16 protein-coding genes are annotated in these 17061 nt (G+C 66.6%); 13 read left to right on the top strand and 3 right to left on the bottom strand.

Annotation, left to right across the window (positions count from 1 at the left end; all coding sequences use genetic code 11):
- Positions 1–39: 39 nt before the first annotated feature.
- Genes pabB through arfB form a run of 4 tightly spaced genes read left to right on the top strand, consistent with a single transcriptional unit; the run spans position 40 to position 4086 of the window.
- A complete protein-coding gene (gene pabB / locus CFE35_RS03180; protein ID WP_292927892.1) occupies positions 40–1845 on the top strand; it encodes an aminodeoxychorismate synthase component I in 1806 nt (601 codons plus the stop codon).
- The gene (locus tag CFE35_RS03175; protein ID WP_292927890.1) at positions 1842–3017 is read left to right on the top strand and encodes a pyridoxal phosphate-dependent aminotransferase; all 1176 of its coding nucleotides are present in this window, start codon (positions 1842–1844) and stop codon (positions 3015–3017) included. The genes pabB and CFE35_RS03175 overlap by 4 nt, the downstream gene beginning before the upstream one ends.
- Complete coding sequence (locus CFE35_RS03170; RefSeq protein WP_292927888.1) at positions 3014–3691, top strand: RluA family pseudouridine synthase; 678 nt, start codon at positions 3014–3016, stop codon at positions 3689–3691. The genes CFE35_RS03175 and CFE35_RS03170 overlap by 4 nt, the downstream gene beginning before the upstream one ends.
- Positions 3673–4086, top strand: a complete 414-nt coding sequence (arfB, locus tag CFE35_RS03165) for an alternative ribosome rescue aminoacyl-tRNA hydrolase ArfB (RefSeq protein WP_292927886.1) — start codon at positions 3673–3675, stop codon at positions 4084–4086. Before CFE35_RS03170 ends, arfB begins: the two co-directional genes overlap by 19 nt.
- On the opposite strand, the gene CFE35_RS03160 is transcribed toward arfB, so the two are convergent.
- Both CFE35_RS03160 and CFE35_RS03155 read right to left on the bottom strand, forming a co-directional pair.
- Positions 4083–4322 carry a hypothetical protein gene (locus CFE35_RS03160; protein WP_292927884.1) on the bottom strand — a complete coding sequence of 80 codons (240 nt, stop codon included), beginning with the start codon at positions 4320–4322 and terminating at the stop codon, positions 4083–4085. The two genes, arfB and CFE35_RS03160, sit on opposite strands and share 4 nt — an antisense overlap.
- Positions 4323–4339: 17 nt before the next feature.
- Complete coding sequence (locus CFE35_RS03155) at positions 4340–4648, bottom strand: hypothetical protein (RefSeq protein ID WP_292927882.1); 309 nt, start codon at positions 4646–4648, stop codon at positions 4340–4342.
- 192 nt (positions 4649–4840) lie between these two features.
- On the opposite strand from CFE35_RS03155, the gene CFE35_RS03150 reads away from it, so the two are divergent.
- The 7 genes from CFE35_RS03150 to recQ all read left to right on the top strand — a co-directional run bounded on the left by CFE35_RS03150 (position 4841) and on the right by recQ (position 14956).
- Entirely contained in the window at positions 4841–5845 is a 1005-nt protein-coding gene (locus CFE35_RS03150; protein ID WP_292927880.1) for a metalloregulator ArsR/SmtB family transcription factor, read from the top strand.
- Positions 5842–6783: a methylenetetrahydrofolate reductase [NAD(P)H] gene (metF, locus tag CFE35_RS03145; RefSeq protein ID WP_292927878.1), complete on the top strand. Its 942-nt coding sequence runs from the start codon at positions 5842–5844 to the stop codon at positions 6781–6783. Before CFE35_RS03150 ends, metF begins: the two co-directional genes overlap by 4 nt.
- Positions 6780–7838 (top strand): homocysteine S-methyltransferase family protein, encoded by a 1059-nt coding sequence (locus tag CFE35_RS03140; RefSeq protein ID WP_292927876.1) that lies wholly within the window; start codon positions 6780–6782, stop codon positions 7836–7838. The genes metF and CFE35_RS03140 overlap by 4 nt, the downstream gene beginning before the upstream one ends.
- Before the next feature lie 110 nt (positions 7839–7948).
- Positions 7949–10621, top strand: a complete 2673-nt coding sequence (metH, locus tag CFE35_RS03135; protein ID WP_292927874.1) for a methionine synthase — start codon at positions 7949–7951, stop codon at positions 10619–10621.
- Between the two features lie 115 nt (positions 10622–10736).
- Positions 10737–11921, top strand: a complete 1185-nt coding sequence (locus CFE35_RS03130; RefSeq protein ID WP_292928837.1) for a cation:proton antiporter — start codon at positions 10737–10739, stop codon at positions 11919–11921.
- Complete coding sequence (locus tag CFE35_RS03125) at positions 11918–13123, top strand: serine hydrolase domain-containing protein (RefSeq protein WP_292927872.1); 1206 nt, start codon at positions 11918–11920, stop codon at positions 13121–13123. The genes CFE35_RS03130 and CFE35_RS03125 overlap by 4 nt, the downstream gene beginning before the upstream one ends.
- A gap of 39 nt (positions 13124–13162) precedes the next feature.
- The gene (gene recQ / locus CFE35_RS03120) at positions 13163–14956 is read left to right on the top strand and encodes a DNA helicase RecQ (RefSeq protein ID WP_292927871.1); all 1794 of its coding nucleotides are present in this window, start codon (positions 13163–13165) and stop codon (positions 14954–14956) included.
- A gap of 9 nt (positions 14957–14965) precedes the next feature.
- On the opposite strand, the gene CFE35_RS03115 is transcribed toward recQ, so the two are convergent.
- On the bottom strand, positions 14966–15697 hold the full coding sequence (locus CFE35_RS03115) for an SDR family NAD(P)-dependent oxidoreductase (protein ID WP_292927869.1): 732 nt from the start codon (positions 15695–15697) through the stop codon (positions 14966–14968).
- Here CFE35_RS03115 and CFE35_RS03110 point away from each other — a divergent pair.
- Positions 15690–15863 (top strand): hypothetical protein, encoded by a 174-nt coding sequence (locus CFE35_RS03110; RefSeq protein ID WP_292927867.1) that lies wholly within the window; start codon positions 15690–15692, stop codon positions 15861–15863. The genes CFE35_RS03115 and CFE35_RS03110 overlap by 8 nt on opposite strands.
- Complete coding sequence (locus CFE35_RS03105; protein WP_292927865.1) at positions 15844–17055, top strand: toxic anion resistance protein; 1212 nt, start codon at positions 15844–15846, stop codon at positions 17053–17055. Before CFE35_RS03110 ends, CFE35_RS03105 begins: the two co-directional genes overlap by 20 nt.
- Positions 17056–17061 lie beyond the last annotated feature (6 nt).

Genomic DNA, 17061 nt, shown 5'->3' with positions numbered 1-17061 from the left:
GCATCCGGGGCGGACCCCCGCTAAAGGCCGCTTCAAGCGATGACCACGGCCCCCTTCATCCTGCTCGACGATTCCCGTGTCGAAGGCGCAGCTCTGGCGCGGCTCTATACCGCGCCGGAGGAGATCGTCGTGGCGCGCCAGCCCGGCGAAGTCGAAGCCGCGCTTGCGCGCATCGGCAGCGCACCGGGGCATTGGGCGGGCATGATTGCCTATGAAGCCGGCCTCGCGCTCGAACCCCGGCTGGCCCCGCGCCTCCCGGCACGCACCGGCGCGGGAGGTCCCCTCGTGTGGTTCGCGCGCTTTGCCGAAATGCGCGAGATGACGGCGGACGCAGCGCAGGCGTGGCTGGACGAGGCCATTGCTGCCCCCAGCCGCCTCGGCCCGCTCGATCCGCAAGTCTCGCCGGGCGGCTATGGCGCCGGGTTCGACCGGCTCAAGGCCGCCATCGCGGCGGGCGATATCTATCAGGCGAACTACACCTTCGAACTCGGCGGTTCGTGGACGGGCGATCCGCTCGCGATCTACCGCGCGCTGCGGGCCGATGCGCGTTCCGGCTATGGCGCGGTGATCTGGGACGGCGCGCACTGGCACCTTTCAGTCTCGCCCGAGCTGTTCTTCACGCTGGAGGGTGGCCGCGCGCAAGTCCGCCCGATGAAGGGCACCGCCCCGCGCGGGCGCACACCGAAAGAAGACGCCGCCCACAAGGCGGCGCTCGCCGCCAGCGTCAAGGATCTCGCCGAGAACCTCATGATCGTCGATCTGATGCGCAACGATCTGGCGCGCGTGGCAGAGCCGGGCAGTGTGCGCGTGGAAGCGCCCTTCGCGGTGGAGACATATCCCACCGTCCACCAGATGGTGACGACGGTTCACGCCCGGCTCAAGCCCGGCGCGAACGCACGCGATCTGGTGCGCGCGATCTTCCCCTGCGGCTCGATCACCGGCGCGCCAAAGATCCGCGCGATGGAGCTGATCGACGAGGTGGAGCGCGATGCGCGCGGGGCTTATTGCGGCGCAATCGGCCGGATCGATGTCGAAACCGGCCAAGCCTCTGGCGATGCTGCCTTCAATGTGGCAATCCGCACGGTGCGCCTGCTGCCCGATTATCCGGGGGCGGGCAGGGGACGCGCCACCATGGGGGTCGGCTCGGCGGTTGTCGCGGATTCCGCGGCGCTGGCCGAATGGCGCGAATGCCTGGTGAAGGGGGATGTCTTGCGTCTGGGTGCCAGCAGCGCCGATCTGATCGAGACGATGGCGTTCGACCCTGCGCAGGGGATTGCACTCCTCGAACTGCACCTCGAACGCATGAAGGCGAGCGCGGCGGAGCTGGGCTTCGAATTTGATCGGCACGCCCTGCGCAATGCGATTCACGTGCTGTGCTTCGATCTCGATGCGCCCTCGCGCGTGCGGCTGCTCGTCTCGAAAAGCGGTGCCCACGCGCTCGATGCCGCGCCGCTTCCGCTCGCGCTGCCCGATCCCGCGATCTGCGCCGTCCTCTCGCTGCCGGTGGCCGAAGGCGATTGGCGGCTGCGCCACAAGACCAGCGACCGCCATTTCTACGAAGCTGCCCTTGCCGCCGCGAAGGCCGCCGGGGCGCACGAGGCGCTGCTGCTGCGCGATGATGGCCGCCTGACCGAGGGCAGCTTCACCAACGTGTTCGTGGCCCGGGGCGACGTGCTGGTCACGCCGCCCGCCACGCTGGGCCTGCTCCCCGGCGTGCTGCGCCGCAGCCTGATCGACACCGGCCGTGCGGTCGAAGGCGACGTAACCATGGACGATCTCGAACCCGGCTTCTTCATCGGCAACGCCTTGCGCGGCCTGATCCCGGCCAAGCTGCTCGGCGCATGAGCGAGCCGCATTTCAGCGCCGCGCTTCAGCGCATTTCCGCCTCGCGCACCACGGTGATGACCGACCGCGCGATCGCCTTGCGCGCCGAAGGGCGTGACATCATCTCGCTTTCAGTGGGCGAACCCGACTTCCCAACGCCGCCGCACGTGATCGAAGCCGCCAAGGCCGCGCTCGATGCGGGCGATACGCGTTATACCGCCGTTCCTGGCACCGCCGCGCTGCGCGAGGCTGCCGCACTGCACTTTGCCCGCGATCTCGGCATCGAAGTCCCGCCTGCGCAAGTGATCGTCAGTGCGGGCGGCAAGCAGGCGATCTTTCTTGCGATCACCGCCACCGCTGGGCCGGGCGATGAAGTGCTGATCCCCGCGCCGTGGTGGGTAAGCTACCCCGAAATCGTCCGCTTTGCCGGAGCCGAGCCGGTCGCGATCCCCACTATCCCCGCCACCGGCTACCGCATCAGCGCCGACCAGCTTGCCGCCGCGATCACGCCTCGCACGCGCTGGCTCCTGCTCAACAGCCCCGGCAATCCCACCGGCGCGGTCTATTCGGCAGAAGACCTCGCCGCGCTGGGCGACGTATTGCGCCGCCATCCGGATGTGCTGGTGCTGAGCGACGATATCTACGCGCCGCTGCGCTACACCGCAGGCGCGCATGCCACGCTTGCTGTCGTCTGCCCCGATCTGGCGGACCGCATTCTCACCGTTTCGGGCGTTTCCAAAAGCCACGCGATGACCGGCTTCCGCATCGGCGTCTCCGCCGGGCCGCAATGGCTGATCGGCGCGATGGCGAAGCTGCAATCGCACGCCTCGGGCAATCCCTGCTCGATCAGCCAGGCCGCTGCTGTCGCTGCTTTTACCGGCCCGCAAGGCTTCCTGCTCGATTGGCGCGAGCGCTTCCGCGTGCGCCGCGATCTGGCGGTCGCCGCGCTGAATGCCGTGCCCGGCCTGAACACGCCCGTCCCCGATGGCGCGTTCTACTGCCTTATCGATGCCGCACCGCTGATGGCACGCTTCGGCGATGACGAGGCGCTGGCGCTGCACCTGCTCGATCAAGGCGTTGCGGTGGTTGCGGCTTCCGCGTTTGGCGGGCAGGAGGGTTTCCGGATCAGTTTTGCGGCGGATGATGCGCGCCTCGCAGAAGCGCTTTCCCGCATCGCAAAGGCTTTTCAATGAGTGTACTTCCGATCCTGTTCGAAGACGGCGAGGCGCTCGTGATCGACAAGCCCGCAGGCCTGCCGATTGATCGCCCGCGCGCCGGGGGCACCAGCCTCGAAAACTATCTCGACGGCCTGCGGCTTGGTTTCCAGCGCTTGCCGCTGGCGGTCCACCGGCTCGATCAGGATACCTCGGGCTGCCTGCTGCTGGCGCGCAATGCCAAAGCACACAAGCGCTTTGCCGCCGCGTTCGAGGCGCGGCAGGTGGAGAAAGTCTATCTCGGCATCGTCGCCGGGCCGGTCGCGGATGATGAGGGCACCATCGCGCTCAACCTTTCCAAGATCAGCAGTGCGGAAAAGGGCTGGCGGATGATTCCGGCTCGCGCGGGCAAGCCCGCCGTCACGCACTGGCGCGTGGTGGACCGCAAGGAGGGGATGACCCTCGTCGAGTTCCGCCCCGAAACCGGCCGCACCCATCAGATTCGCATTCATGCGCTTGCGGGCCTTGGCGCGGCGCTGCTGGGTGATCCGATCTATGGCAGCGGAGAAGGCGCGCGGCGCACCATGCTCCACGCCGCCTCCCTCACCGTGCCGCGTGAAGGCAAGCCGCCGATTGCCGCGACAGCGCCGCTGCCTGCCGATTTCGCCGCGCTGGGCTTCGCCATGGACGCGCCATGTCCGCAGACGCCCTGATCGCCCGCGCGCGCAGCCTCATCGAGGAAAGCTTCATCGCCTCGGCTGGCCCGGGCGGGCAGAATGTCAACAAAGTGGCCACGGCGGTGCAGATCCGCCTCGATGTCTTTGCGTTGCGCCTCACGCCCGAGGTGTTCCACCGGCTGAAGGAACTGGCGGGCAGCAAGATGACCGCGAAGGGCGAGATCGTGATGACGGCGCGCAGCTACCGCACGCAGGAACAAAACCGCGAGGATGCGCGCGCCCGCCTCGCCCAGTTGCTGCGTGAGGCGGCGACACTGCCCGCGCGCCGCGCCAAATCCCGGCTCAACCGCGTGGGCAAGACCGCGCGTCTGGAAACCAAGAAAAATCGCGGCGCGGTGAAGGCCGGGCGCGGAAAAGTGCGGCTGGATTAGGGTTTCGTGCTGGCGCTTGCCGCTGGCTCGGACGCCGGAATGGTCGCCAGATCAGCCGGCACGGTCGCATCCACCAGCGGCGGGGCAGGGCGCTTTTCCAGCATTTCTGCCGCTTCATCGAGCGCGCGGGCTTCGCCGACGGTCACACCGCCGGGTCCGGGATCGGTGTCCTGCTGGCACCCGCCCAGGCAGAAGGCTGCGGGGAGCAGCGCGGCGGCGGCAAATGCCGCCCGCATGCTCCCCGCGCCAGTCATCACTGCGGCTTCTGCGCGTCGGCAGCGGCAGCAGCAGCGGCCTTGGCTTCCTCAGCCGCCGAAACGGCGCTGTCAGCTGCGCTCTTGGCCGCATCCTCGGCGCTCAGCGCTGCTTGCGAGGCATCGGCGGCCGGGGCCGGAGCGGCTGCCGAAGGCTCGGCCGAAGGCAGTTCGTCAGCAGGCATTTCGACGTTATCTGCCGTCGCGCCAGCCGAAGCGTCGTCAGTCTTGCCGCAGGCGCTCAGCGCAAGAGCTGCGGTGCACGCCAGCACAGTGGCGATGCGCTTGATCTGGGTGGTCTTGGTCATGATAGTCCCTTGGTCTGTTCAGGAATACGGCATCGGGCGGCCATGCGCCGCTGCGCGTTCGCGTTCTAGTGCGCGCACCGGGCCAAGGCAAATCTGAAACCACCGGCCCCCGTTGACCCGGCTGCCCACCATAATTGCTATGCCATATAAGGAAATCCTTATATGGCTTGCATCATATAAAGATTGCTTTATATGACTATGCCTATGGTGATACTCGAAGCCTTTCGCGCGCTGGCGGACCCGACCCGGCTCAGGATTATGCGGCTGCTTGCAAGCATGGAGCTTGCGGTGGGCGAACTCGCGCAAGTTCTCGGCCAAAGCCAGCCGCGCGTTTCGCGCCATATCAAGATCCTGTGCGATGCCGGCCTTGCCGAACGTCGCCGCGAAGGTGGCTGGGTGTTTCTGCGCGCAGCGGTGAGCGAGGCGGGCTCGCCCGACGCTCCTGGTACGGCGCTTGCCCGTATGCTTGTCAGTGCCGAAGCGGCCGACGCTGATTTCGGTGCCCAGTGCGCCGAAGACCGCCAGCACCTTGTCGTGATCCGCTCTGCCCGCGAAGCCAGCGCAGAGGACTACTTTGCGCGCCACGCCGCTGAGTGGGACGAACTGCGCAGTCTGCACATCGCCGACGGCCCGGTCGAAGCCGCGCTGGGCGAAATGCTTGTCGGCCAGATCGGCCGCCTGCTTGATGTCGGCACCGGCACGGGCCGTATCGCAGAACTGTTCGCGGCGCGCGCCAGCCACCTGACCGGGCTGGACAAGAGCCCGGAAATGCTGCGCCTCGCCCGCACCCGTTTGCAGCACTTGCCTGCCGGCCACGTCACGCTGGTGCAGGGCGATTTCGCGCAGCTGCCGTTTCCCGATTCCGGGTTCGATACCGTGCTGTTCCACCAGGTGTTGCACTATGCGCTCGCCCCGCAAGCCGTGCTGGCCGAAGCCGCGCGCGTCACCGCGCCGGGCGGGCGGGTCGTGATCGTCGATTTCGCCCCGCACGACCGCGAGGAACTGCGCACCGCCCATGCCCACGCGCGCCTTGGCTTTTCCGATGCGCAGATTGCCGGGCTGCTCACCGCTGCCGGGTTCGATCCGGCTGGCGACCGAGCGCTGCCGGGCCACGAACTCATCATCAAGATCTGGACCGGCGTGCGCCGCAGCGAGCGCGCCAGTGTTACCGAATTTCCGAGATTGGCAGCACAATGACCACCACCTTCGATCAATTGCGCGAGGCGCGCACCGCGCTTGATACGCCGCTGTTTGCGGGGCTTCCGGGCGATATCCGCGTCTCCTTCGAATTCTTCCCGCCGCGCACCGATCCGCTGATGGAGCAGCTGTGGGAGGTCGTCACGACTCTCGCCCCGCTGCGCCCCAGCTTCGTTTCGGTCACCTATGGCGCGGGCGGCTCCACGCGGGATCGCACCCATGGCACCGTGGCGCGCATCATCAAGGAAGCCCGCCTTCCCGCCGCCGCGCACCTCACTTGTGTTGATGCCACGAAGGCCGAAATCCGCGAAGTAGCGGAAAGCTACTGGGAAGCGGGCGTGCGCCACATCGTCGCGCTGCGCGGCGACATGGGCGCACCCGGCGTGCCGTTCACCCCGCATCCCGAAGGCTATGCGAATGCCGCGGAACTCGTCGCCGGCCTGAAGGCCATCGCGCCGTTCGAAATCTCGGTTGCTGCCTATCCTGAAAGCCACCCGGATTCGCCCAGCGCGCAGGCCGATATCGACAACCTGAAGCGCAAGCTCGATGCCGGGGCGACCCGCGCGATCAGCCAGTTCTTCTTCGAGCCGGAAACCTTCTTCCGCTTCCGCGACAAGCTCGCCGCCGCCGGGATCACCGCACCGGTGCTGCCGGGCATCCTGCCGGTCTCCAACGTCGCGCAGACGCGCAAGTTCGCCGCCGCTTGCGGCGCGCATATCCCGGCGTGGATGGACGGCCTGTTCGAAGGGCTCGATCATCACCCCGCCTCGCGCCAGCTTGTCGCCGCCACGGTCTGCGCTGAATTCTGCCGCCGCCTCTATGCGGGCGGTGTGCGCGATTTCCACTTCTACACCCTCAACCGGGCCGAGCTGTCCTACGCGATCTGCCACTTGCTCGGCCTGCGCCCCGAACGTCCATTGATGGAACAAGCTGCATGACCCTGACACCCTCTGCAGCCCGCAGTGCCCTGCTTGAACAGGCGCGGGAACGCATCCTCATTACCGACGGCGCGTTCGGCACCGAGATCCAGAACTGGAAGCTGACCGAGGCCGACTACGCCGGTTCGCTCGGCCTTTCGCGGGATCAGAAGGGCAACAACGATATCCTCGCGCTGACGGCACCCCACGTGCCTGAATCGATCCACCGCGCCTATTTCGCGGCGGGCGCGGATATTGCCGAAACCAACACCTTCTCGGCCAATCGCATCAGCCAGGCCGACTATGCCGCCGAACATCTGGTGCGCGACATAAACCTGAAAAGCGCGCAGTTGGCCCGCCGCGTGGCGGATGAGTTCCAGTCCGATGACGGTCGCCCGCGCTTTGTGGCGGGTGCCATCGGGCCGACCAACAAGACCCTTTCGCTTTCGCCCGACGTGAATGATCCGGGCTTCCGCGAGATCGATTGGGACTTCCTTGTCGAAGTCTACCGCGAACAGGCCGAAGCCTTGGTCGAAGGCGGCGCTGATTTCATTCTCGTCGAGACGGTGTTCGACACGCTCAACGCCAAGGCCGCGATCATGGCTGTGCGCAAGCTGGAGCAGCAGCTGGGCCGCGAAGTGCCGATCATGCTCTCGATGACACTGACCGATCTTTCGGGCCGCAACCTTTCGGGCCACACGGTCGAGGCGTTCTGGTACGCGGTGCGCCATGCCCGCCCCGTCACTATCGGGCTGAACTGCTCGTTCGGCGCGCAGCAATTGCGCCCCCACGTGCGCGCGCTTTCGCAGATCGCCGATACGCTGATCATGGTCTATCCCAACGCGGGCCTGCCCAACGAACTTGGCCAGTATGACGAGCTGCCTGCCACCACTGCCGGTCTCGTCCACGAATGGGCCGAGCATGGGCAGGTCAACATTCTCGGCGGCTGCTGCGGCTCCACGCCGGAACATATCGCCGCCATCGCCCGCTCGGTGCAGGGACTGCCGCCGCGCATTCTGCCACAGCACAAGACCGCCACCGCGCTGGCCGGTCTCGAACCTTTCGTGATGGCCTGAATTTCTAACCCTCTCTCCTTCAGGGGAGAGGGGCCTGAGCCCGACACCAACCTTATGGCCGGCGGGAGGTTCCCCTCTCCCCGGCCCTCTCCCCTGAAGGGGAGAGGGAGATGAAAATGACCACTGAAACTGCCCCCCTTTCCGGCACCGCTACTCGCCCCTCCGGCTCTTCCTTCGTCAACGTCGGCGAACGTACCAACGTCACCGGCTCCGCCGCGTTCAAGAAGCTGATCCTTGGCGGAGACTATGCCAAGGCGGTCGAAGTCGCGCGCCAGCAGGTGGAAAACGGGGCGCAGATCATCGATGTCAACATGGACGAGGGCCTCCTCGATGCGGTCCACGCCATGACCACGTTCCTCAAGCTCATCGCCGCAGAGCCCGATATCGCGCGCGTGCCGGTGATGATCGACAGCTCGAAGTGGGAAGTGATCGAAGCGGGCCTGAAGTGCGTTTCAGGCAAGCCCATCGTCAACTCGATCTCGATGAAGGAAGGCGAGGAAGCCTTCCTGACCCACGCGAGGCTGTGCATGGATTACGGCGCTGCCGTTGTCGTCATGGCGTTCGATGAAAAGGGCCAGGCCGATACCAAGGCGCGCAAGGTCGAAATCTGCGCGCGCGCCTATGATCTCCTGCTGGGCATCGGTTTCCCGGCGGAAGACATCATCTTCGATCCCAATGTCTTCGCCGTTGCCACCGGCATCGAGGAGCACGACCGCTACGCGCTCGATTTCATCGAAGCCGCGCGCGAGATCCGCGCCCGCTGCCCGCATGTGCATATCTCCGGCGGCCTGTCGAACCTCTCGTTCAGCTTCCGCGGCAACGAGACCGTGCGCCGCGCGATGCACTCGGTGTTCCTCTACCACGCGATCCCGGCGGGGATGGACATGGCCATCGTCAACGCGGGCCAGCTCGATATCTATGACCAGATCGACCCGGTGCTGCGCGAGGCCTGCGAGGATGTGCTCCTCATGCGCGGGGTGGGTGGGCCGGATCAAATGACTCCGACCGAGCGGCTGATCACCCTCGCTGAAAGCTACAAGGGCAAGGACGCGGTCGCCGAAAAGGCTGCCGAGGAATGGCGCGGCTGGGATGTCGTGCGCCGTCTTGAGCACGCGCTCGTCAAGGGCATCGACATGTACGTGGTCGAGGACACCGAGGAAGCCCGCGCGGAAATCTTCGCGCGCGGCGGACGCCCGATCGAAGTGATCGAAGGCCCGCTGATGCAGGGCATGAACACGGTCGGCGATCTGTTCGGCGCGGGCAAGATGTTCCTGCCGCAAGTGGTCAAGTCCGCCCGGGTGATGAAGAAGGCGGTCGCCCACCTCATCCCGTTCATCGAGGCGGAAAAGCAGGCGGGCGCGCGCCCCAAAGGCCGGATTATCATGGCCACCGTGAAGGGCGATGTCCACGATATCGGCAAGAACATCGTCGGCGTCGTGCTCCAGTGCAACGGCTACGAAGTGATCGACCTCGGCGTCATGGTGCCGTGGTCGAAGATCCTTGAAGTGGCCAAGGCTGAGGACGTGGACATGATCGGCCTTTCCGGCCTGATCACTCCCTCTCTTGATGAGATGGTCACCGTGGCGGAGGAAATGCAGCGCGCCGGTTTCACCATTCCCCTCCTCATCGGCGGCGCGACCACCAGCAAGGTCCACACCGCGCTGCGCATCGACCCGGCCTATGAAGGCCCCGTCGTCCACGTGCTTGATGCCAGCCGCGCGGTCGGCGTTGCCAGCCAGCTTCTGTCTGACACCCAGCGCGACGGCTTTGTCGAAGCGACCGCAGGCGAATACCAGCACGTGCGCGATTTGCGTGCGGGCAAGGAGCCGTCCGTGCTCCTCTCCCTCTCCGATGCCCGCGCCAATGCCTTTCTCCCCGATCTTTCGGAAAAGGCCCCGCCGCCGGAGCAGCCCGGCCTCCACGTCTTCCCCGAATGGGATCTGGCAGACCTTGCCGAATGCATCGACTGGACCCCGTTCTTCCGCGCGTGGGAGCTCGCCGGAAACTACCCCGCGATCCTCGATGACGAGATCGTCGGCGAAAGCGCCCGCTCGCTTTTCGCCGATGCACAGGCCATGCTGAAGCAGGTCATCGCGGAAAAGTGGTTCACCGCGAAGGGCGTCGCCGGCTTCTGGCCCTGCCACCGCGAGGAAGACGACGTTGTTCTCTATCTTCCCGAAGAAGAGCGGCACGTCAGCATCCCCTTCCTGCGCCAGCAGATCCGCAAGAGCCGCGACCGGAAGAACATGTGCCTCGCCGATTTCATCGATCCGCAGGGTGACTGGCTTGGCGGCTTTGCAGTCGGCATCCACGGGATCGAGCCGCATCTGGCGCGCTTCCAGGCCGCGCACGATGACTACAACGACATCCTCTTGAAGGCCCTCGCGGATCGCTTCGCCGAAGCCTTTGCCGAGCGGCTCCACAGCCACGTGCGCACCACGCTCTGGGCCTATGCACCGGGCGAACAGCTCACCAACGAGGCGCTGATTCGCGAACAATATCGCGGCATCCGCCCAGCACCCGGCTATCCCGCCTGCCCGGATCACACGCTGAAGCCTATCCTGTTCGATCTCCTGAATGCGACCGAAAACACCGGAATCACGCTGACCGAATCGCAGGCCATGCTCCCCACCGCCGCCGTTTCCGGTTTCTATTTCGCGCACCCGGAAAGCCAGTATTTCGGCGTGGCGCGGATCGGCCGCGATCAGGTGGAAGACTACGCGGTGCGGCGCGGGTTCGATCTGGCGACCACGGAGCGCTGGCTGCGGCCCAATCTCGACTGACCGGACCAACCCGGAATGATCCCTTGGTGCAATCGTATTCCGCTTGGCTTGGCGCTAGGGGCTGGCGCCTAAGGGACAAAAGAACACCGGGGAGGAACCACAGCCCATGCCTGCCATGAGCACGTCCGAGATATTCCTGATCGCGCTGACGATCATCCTCGCGGTCCCCTATGCCGTCTGGCGCCTGCTGCGGACGGACCATTATGCCCCGCTCGTGGTGGTGCAGATCGTCGGCGGCATCATTCTCGGCCCCGGCGTGCTAGGCGCGATGTTCCCCGGCTACTATTCCTTCGTGTTCAACCCGCAGGTCATCGGCGCGCTCAATGGCGTGGCGTGGTGGGCGGTGATGATGTTCGTCTTTGCCGCCGGGCTGGAGCTCGATCTGAGCGACGCGCTTGGCAACTGGCGCGAGACGACGGTGACCGCAGGCTGCGCGCTTATCTTCCCGTTGGTCCTTGGCGCGGGCGCGGCGGCGCTGCTGCTGCAACAGCCCGGCTGGATCGGGCCGAAGGGCAATCATGCGCAGGCCGTGCTCGGCATCGGCATGGCCTGCGCGGTCACCGCGCTGCCGATCCTCGTGCTGCTGATGGAAAAGCTGGAGATTTTCCGCACCCCCTTTGGCCAGCGCCTGCTGCGCTATGCCAGCCTTGATGACGTGCTGATCTGGGGCGTCCTCGCGCTGATCCTGCTCGATTGGGAACGCGTCGGGCGGCAGGGCCTGTTCCTCGCCGGGTTCGCGTTTGCCGCATGGGCCGTGCGCAAGCTCATCGCGCGCATCGAAGAGAATGATCGCTGGTACGTCAGTCTCGTCTGGCTTGCGGCCTGTGGCTTTGCGGCGGATTGGTCGGGCTTGCACTTCATGGTCGGCGCGTTCCTTGCGGGCGCGGTCCTCGATGCGAAGTGGTTCGAGCGCGAACGGCTCGACGGCTTCCGCAGCTTCCTGCTCCTCACGGTCATGCCGGTGTTCTTCCTCTCCACCGGCCTGCGCACGAACTGGGGCGTCGGCGGGATCGCCGTGTTTGGCGCGGCGGCCCTGTTCCTTGCCGCCGCCGTGATCGGCAAGATGGCAGGCGTCCACCTCGCGGGCCGCCTGCTCGGCTGGTCCAAGGGAGAGGCAGCAGTGATCGGCTGGATGCTCCAGACCAAGGCGCTGATCATGATTATCTTCGTCAACGTCCTGCTCGACAAGCAGATCATCACCGCGGAAACCTTCACCGCGATGCTGCTTATGGCGGTGGCCAGCACGATGCTCACCGTCCCTAACGTCCGCCCCCGTCTTGCAAAACTGGGGCTGGGGTGAAAGCGGCGCTGCGCCTCCTCGCAGCGCTGCTGTTCATACCAGCAGCCGCCCGCGCCGAGCCGCCCGCAACCGTCGCCGTCACTTTCGATCGGCACACCATCCGCCCCGCCATTGCAGAGGGACTGGCGGACCGCGCCACGGGCCGCAAGGTCACGGCGGATGATCCGGTGCGCGTGGCCTCGATCTCCAAGCTCGTCACCGCGCTTGGCGTCATGCGGCTGGTCGATCAGGGGCGGCTCGATCTGGACCGCGATGTTGCGGATTACCTCGGTTGGCCCTTGCGCCACCCGCAATTCCCAAGCCGTGCGATCACCTTGCGGCTGCTCCTTTCGCACCGCTCTGGGCTGACGGACGGCGCGGACTATATCGTGCCGCTGGGCGAAACCTTGCGCCAGCGCCTCGCCGATCCGCGTGCATGGGATCCTGCGCATGGCCCCGGCGATGATTGGTTCCACTACACCAACCTCAATTTCCCGGTCATCGCCTCGGTCATGGAAGCCGCGACGGCCACGCGCTTCGACCGCCTGATGCAGCGCCTCGTCGTTCAGCCGCTGAGGCTCTCGGCCTGCTACAACTGGTCCGGTTGTGATGCGGCCAGCGCCGGGCGCGCCGTGGTGCTCTATCGCGCCGATGGCAGCGCGGCGCGCGATGATCTTGGCGGCAAACTGCCCGCCTGTCCGGTCGTGGTGAAGGAAGGCCAGCCCTGCGATCTCACCGCCTACACCCCCGGCTGGAACGGCGCGCTGTTTTCGCCCCAGGGCGGCATGCGCAGTTCGATGCGCGATCTCGCCCGCATCGGCCAGATGCTCGCGCGCGGCGGGCGCGGCTTCCTCTCGCCAGCCAGCTTCGCCGCGCTCACCGCGCCGCAATGGCGTTTCAACGGCCGCAACGGGGTGGGCGAAAACGGTGAGCCTGACGGATTCTTCTGCGCCTACGCGCTGGCCGTGCAGCGGATCGGCAACCAGATGGCAGGCTGCCACGATGATCCCTTCGCCGATGGCATCGCGCGCCTTGGCCACCCCGGCGAAGCCTATGGCCTGCGCTCGGGCCTGTGGGTCGATCCCAAGACCGGGCGCGGCGTCGCCTATTTCACCACCGCCGTGCCGGATGACGCCGCCAAGGGCACGAGCGCCTTCACCGCCGCCGAGGAAGCTGTGCTCGCGCAGGCCCGGCTGCGGTCTCCACCACCACGGAGCCGATAGGGCTTTTCCTTAGGCCGCCTGATCTGCCATGGCGGGCGCGTGAGCACGATCCACCCCGAAGCCCGCGAAGACGCCATTTCCGCCCTCGCGCGCATTTTCGGCTTCAGCGCGTTTCGCGGCGTGCAGGAACAGGTCGTTTCCCGCGTGCTGGCGGGCCAGTCCACCCTTGCCGTCATGCCCACCGGCGCGGGCAAATCGCTGACGTATCAGCTCCCCGCGGCGATGCTGCCGGGCACCTGCGTGGTGGTTTCGCCGCTCATCGCCCTGATGCACGATCAGCTGCGCGCCGCCAACGCCAATGGCCTCGCCGCCGCCGCGCTCACCAGCGTGGATATGGACCGCGAGGCTACGATCGAGCGCTTCCGCTCCGGCCAGCTCGATCTGCTCTATGTCGCGCCCGAACGTGCCAGCCAGCCGCATTTCCGCGAACTGCTGACCCGCGCGCCGATATCGCTGTTCGCCATCGATGAAGCGCACTGCGTTTCCGAATGGGGCCACGATTTCCGGCCAGACTACCGCTTGCTGCGCCCGCTGCTCGATACCTTCGCCGATGTCCCGCGCCTCGCGCTCACCGCCACGGCGGACCGGCATACCCGCGCCGATATCCTCGCCCAGCTCGGCATTGCCGATGAGGGGCTGATCATCGCCGGGTTTGATCGGCCCAACATCCGCTACCGCATCACCCCGCGCGACAATGCGCTGCGCCAGCTGAAGGCGCTGCTGGCCGAACAAACTGGTCCCGGCATCGTCTATGCCCCCACGCGCAACGGTGTGGAAAAGCTGGCGGACCAGCTTTCCGCAGGGGGGCGCCGCGTCCTGCCCTATCACGCCGGGCTGCCCGCCGATGTGCGCGCCGCCAATCAGGCCGCCTTCGTCGCCAGCGAAGACATGGTGATGGTCGCCACCGTCGCTTTCGGCATGGGGATCGACAAGCCCGACGTGCGCTTCGTGGCCCACGCGGGCCTGCCCAAATCCATCGAGGGTTATTATCAGGAAACTGGCCGCGCGGGCCGCGACGGCGATGATGCGGTCGCGCTGATGCTCTGGGGCGCGGATGATTTCGCCCGCGCACGGATGCGCATCAGCGAAGTGGAGGACCACCGCCAGCCGAGCGAACGCGCGCGGCTCGATGCGCTGGCGAACCTTGTCGAAACGCCCACCTGCCGCCGCGCCGTGCTGCTGCGCCATTTCGGCGAACACCCGCCCGAAGCCTGCGGCAATTGCGACAATTGCCTCCACGCGCCGGGGGTGACCGATGCGACCGAGCTCGCGCGCAAGCTGCTCTCCGCCGTCTACCGGACCGGGCAGATGTTCGGCCTCGGCTACCTTGAAAAGATCCTCACCGGCTCGGCAGACGAACGCGTGACCAGCCGTGGCCACGATCAGCTTTCCGTGTTCGGCATCGTGCCGGGCGAGGAAGCACCGCTCCTGCGTTCCGTCGCCCGCGCCTTGCAGGCACGCGGCACGCTCGTCACCAACGAACACGGCGGCTTCATGCTCGGCGGCGATGCCCGCGCGCTGCTCAAGGGCGAGGGCCGGCTCGATCTGGTCGTCGCGCCCAAGGCCGAACGCACCAGCCGCCGCCGCGGCGGGGCGGAAGCCGTGCCCAATCCGGTGGGCGATCCGCTGTTCGAGGCGCTGCGCGCGCTGCGCCGCGAACTCGCGCAGGAGGCCGGAGTGCCGCCCTACGTGATCTTCCACGATTCCGTGCTGCGCGACATGGCCACTCGCCGCCCCGCCAGTTTGCAGGAACTCGGCGCCATCGGCGGCGTCGGCGCGCGCAAGCTGGAGGCCTATGGCGACCGGTTTCTGCAGGAAATTCGGGGGTATTGAGCCTGGGGGCTAGAACGCCACCCGCGCCCCATCCCATGCAAACAGCCCGCCGCTGTCCGCCGGGGTCAGCCCATCCAACACCCCCAGCAGCGCCTCCGCCGAAAACGTCGGTGTGAACAGCTTTTCGGCCGCAACCCCGCGCTGGAATGGCGCGGATAGATCGGTGTCCACCGTCCCCGGATGCAGCGTCACGGCCATCGCCTGCGGGTGCGTGCGCGCCAGTTCGAGCGCGAGATTCTTCACCAGCATGTTCAGCGCCGCCTTGCTCGCGCGGTAGGCATGCCAGCCGCCCAGCCGGTTGTCGGTGATCGATCCCACGCGGGCGGACAGCGCCGCAAACACTGCGCGCCCATCGCGCCGCAGCAGCGGCAGGGTGTGCTTGGCGATCAGCGCGGGGCCGATGGTGTTGACCGCGAACAGTTCGGCCATGCCCTCGGCGCTGAGTGCGCGATGCGATTTCTCCGGCCCCGTCCCGTCCGCGCGCGTCAGCCGCCCGGTGGCCACGATCACCAGATCCAGCGGCCCGCCGATGGCTGCACAGGCCGCAGCGATGCTCGCCTCATCCGTCAGATCGAACGCAAACGGGAGGAGCTTGCCGCCGCCCGGCGTATCGCCCCGCCGCGATCCGGCATGCACTTCGGCCACGTCATCGCGCGCCGCGAGCGCGGCTGCCAGCGCGCCGCCAAGGCCGCCGGACGCACCGAAAACCGCACAGCGCAGGGCAGGGGAGGGCGTGATCATCACCGCCGCTTGCGCGTTTGTCCGCGCGCTGTCGAGCAGGCCCAAAAGGCAGGTGCTGTATTATCTCGCCAATACAGCTTGCGAAGCGGCCCTTGGCACGCCACATTGCAGGAAACAGCGCCTGCAGGGAAACGAGACGTCACGCCATGGCCAGCCAATCGACTGATACCGCATCGCCCATCACGCTCACGCCGCCCGATCCGGTGCCAGTGGTCGCACCCACGCAGGCTGCGGGCCTCGTACCCGTGGCGGACGACACCAAATCGAAGCTGGAGGCCCGCGCCGAGGCTTTCGTCGCCGATCTCGTCGCGCAGGATGCCGCCAGCCCCGAATTCGGCAAGCGCGTTGATCAGCTTTCCAACATGGGGCGCAAGGAGATCGTTGCTGCATCGGGCATGTCGAACCGCTTCCTTGATCGGCCGGTGCGCGCGATGGACAAGGACAGCGGCGTGGGGGCTGATCTGGCCGCGCTGCGCCGCACGGTGGAAGAGCTCGATCCCGGCCGGCAGGGCAATCTTTCTGCGCCGCGCAAGTTCCTCGGCATCATCCCCTTCGGCAACAAGCTGAAGAACTACTTCGACAGCTACACATCCTCGCAAGGCCACATCAAGGCGATCCTCGACCGGCTCGCCTCGGGCAAGGACGAGCTGCTGATGGACAACGCCGCGATCGACGTGGAGCGCGGCAAGCTGTGGGAAGCGATGGGCAATCTGGAGCAGATGATCCACATCTCCAAGGTGCTCGATCAGAAGCTGGAAGACGCGGCGAACGACCTCGATCACAGCGATCCTGCCAAGGCCAAGGCGATCCGCGAAACGGCGCTGTTCTACACGCGCCAGCGCACGCAGGATCTGCTGACGCAGATGGCCGTCACGGTGCAGGGCTATCTCGCACTCGATCTGGTCAAGAAGAACAATGTCGAGCTGGTGAAGGGCGTGGACCGCGCAGGGACCACCACGGTTGCCGCGCTGCGCACCGCCGTCACCGTGGCGCAGGCGATGACCAACCAGCGGCTCGTGCTCTCGCAGATCACTGCGCTCAACACGACGACCGCCAACATCATCGATTCCACCGGCAAGCTGCTGCGCGAACAGACGGGCAAGATCCACGAGATGGCCGCCTCTTCCACGATCCCGCTGGAGACGCTGCAACGCGCCTTCCAGAACATCTACGAGACGATGGACACCATCGACACGTTCAAGCTGAAGTCGCTCGAAGCCATGAAGCAGACGGTCGACACGCTTTCGGGCGAGGTCGAGAAGTCCAAGGGCTATATCGCGCGCGCCGAAGGACAGGCGCAGGCCAGCAAGCAACTGGCAGGCGATGCCACTTCCCCACTGCTGAGCCTGGAGGGCTGATCCCGA

The sequence above is a fragment of the Novosphingobium sp. PASSN1 genome (genome assembly GCF_002278815.1).
Note: the sequence above shows the minus strand (reverse complement) of the source record. Positions and strands in the feature narration are given on the sequence as shown.

Bases quoted from the DNA above. Each gene is read 5' to 3' on its own strand.
- pabB (WP_292927892.1), top strand. From the start codon at position 40: ATGACCACGGCCCCCTTCATCCTGCTCGACGATTCCCGTGTCGAAGGC.
- CFE35_RS03175 (WP_292927890.1), top strand. From the start codon at position 1,842: ATGAGCGAGCCGCATTTCAGCGCCGCGCTTCAGCGCATTTCCGCCTCG.
- CFE35_RS03170 (WP_292927888.1), top strand. From the start codon at position 3,014: ATGAGTGTACTTCCGATCCTGTTCGAAGACGGCGAGGCGCTCGTGATC.
- arfB (WP_292927886.1), top strand. From the start codon at position 3,673: ATGTCCGCAGACGCCCTGATCGCCCGCGCGCGCAGCCTCATCGAGGAA.
- CFE35_RS03160 (WP_292927884.1), bottom strand. From the start codon at position 4,322: ATGCGGGCGGCATTTGCCGCCGCCGCGCTGCTCCCCGCAGCCTTCTGC.
- CFE35_RS03155 (WP_292927882.1), bottom strand. From the start codon at position 4,648: ATGACCAAGACCACCCAGATCAAGCGCATCGCCACTGTGCTGGCGTGC.
- CFE35_RS03150 (WP_292927880.1), top strand. From the start codon at position 4,841: ATGACTATGCCTATGGTGATACTCGAAGCCTTTCGCGCGCTGGCGGAC.
- metF (WP_292927878.1), top strand. From the start codon at position 5,842: ATGACCACCACCTTCGATCAATTGCGCGAGGCGCGCACCGCGCTTGAT.
- CFE35_RS03140 (WP_292927876.1), top strand. From the start codon at position 6,780: ATGACCCTGACACCCTCTGCAGCCCGCAGTGCCCTGCTTGAACAGGCG.
- metH (WP_292927874.1), top strand. From the start codon at position 7,949: ATGAAAATGACCACTGAAACTGCCCCCCTTTCCGGCACCGCTACTCGC.
- CFE35_RS03130 (WP_292928837.1), top strand. From the start codon at position 10,737: ATGAGCACGTCCGAGATATTCCTGATCGCGCTGACGATCATCCTCGCG.
- CFE35_RS03115 (WP_292927869.1), bottom strand. From the start codon at position 15,697: ATGATCACGCCCTCCCCTGCCCTGCGCTGTGCGGTTTTCGGTGCGTCC.
- CFE35_RS03105 (WP_292927865.1), top strand. From the start codon at position 15,844: ATGGCCAGCCAATCGACTGATACCGCATCGCCCATCACGCTCACGCCG.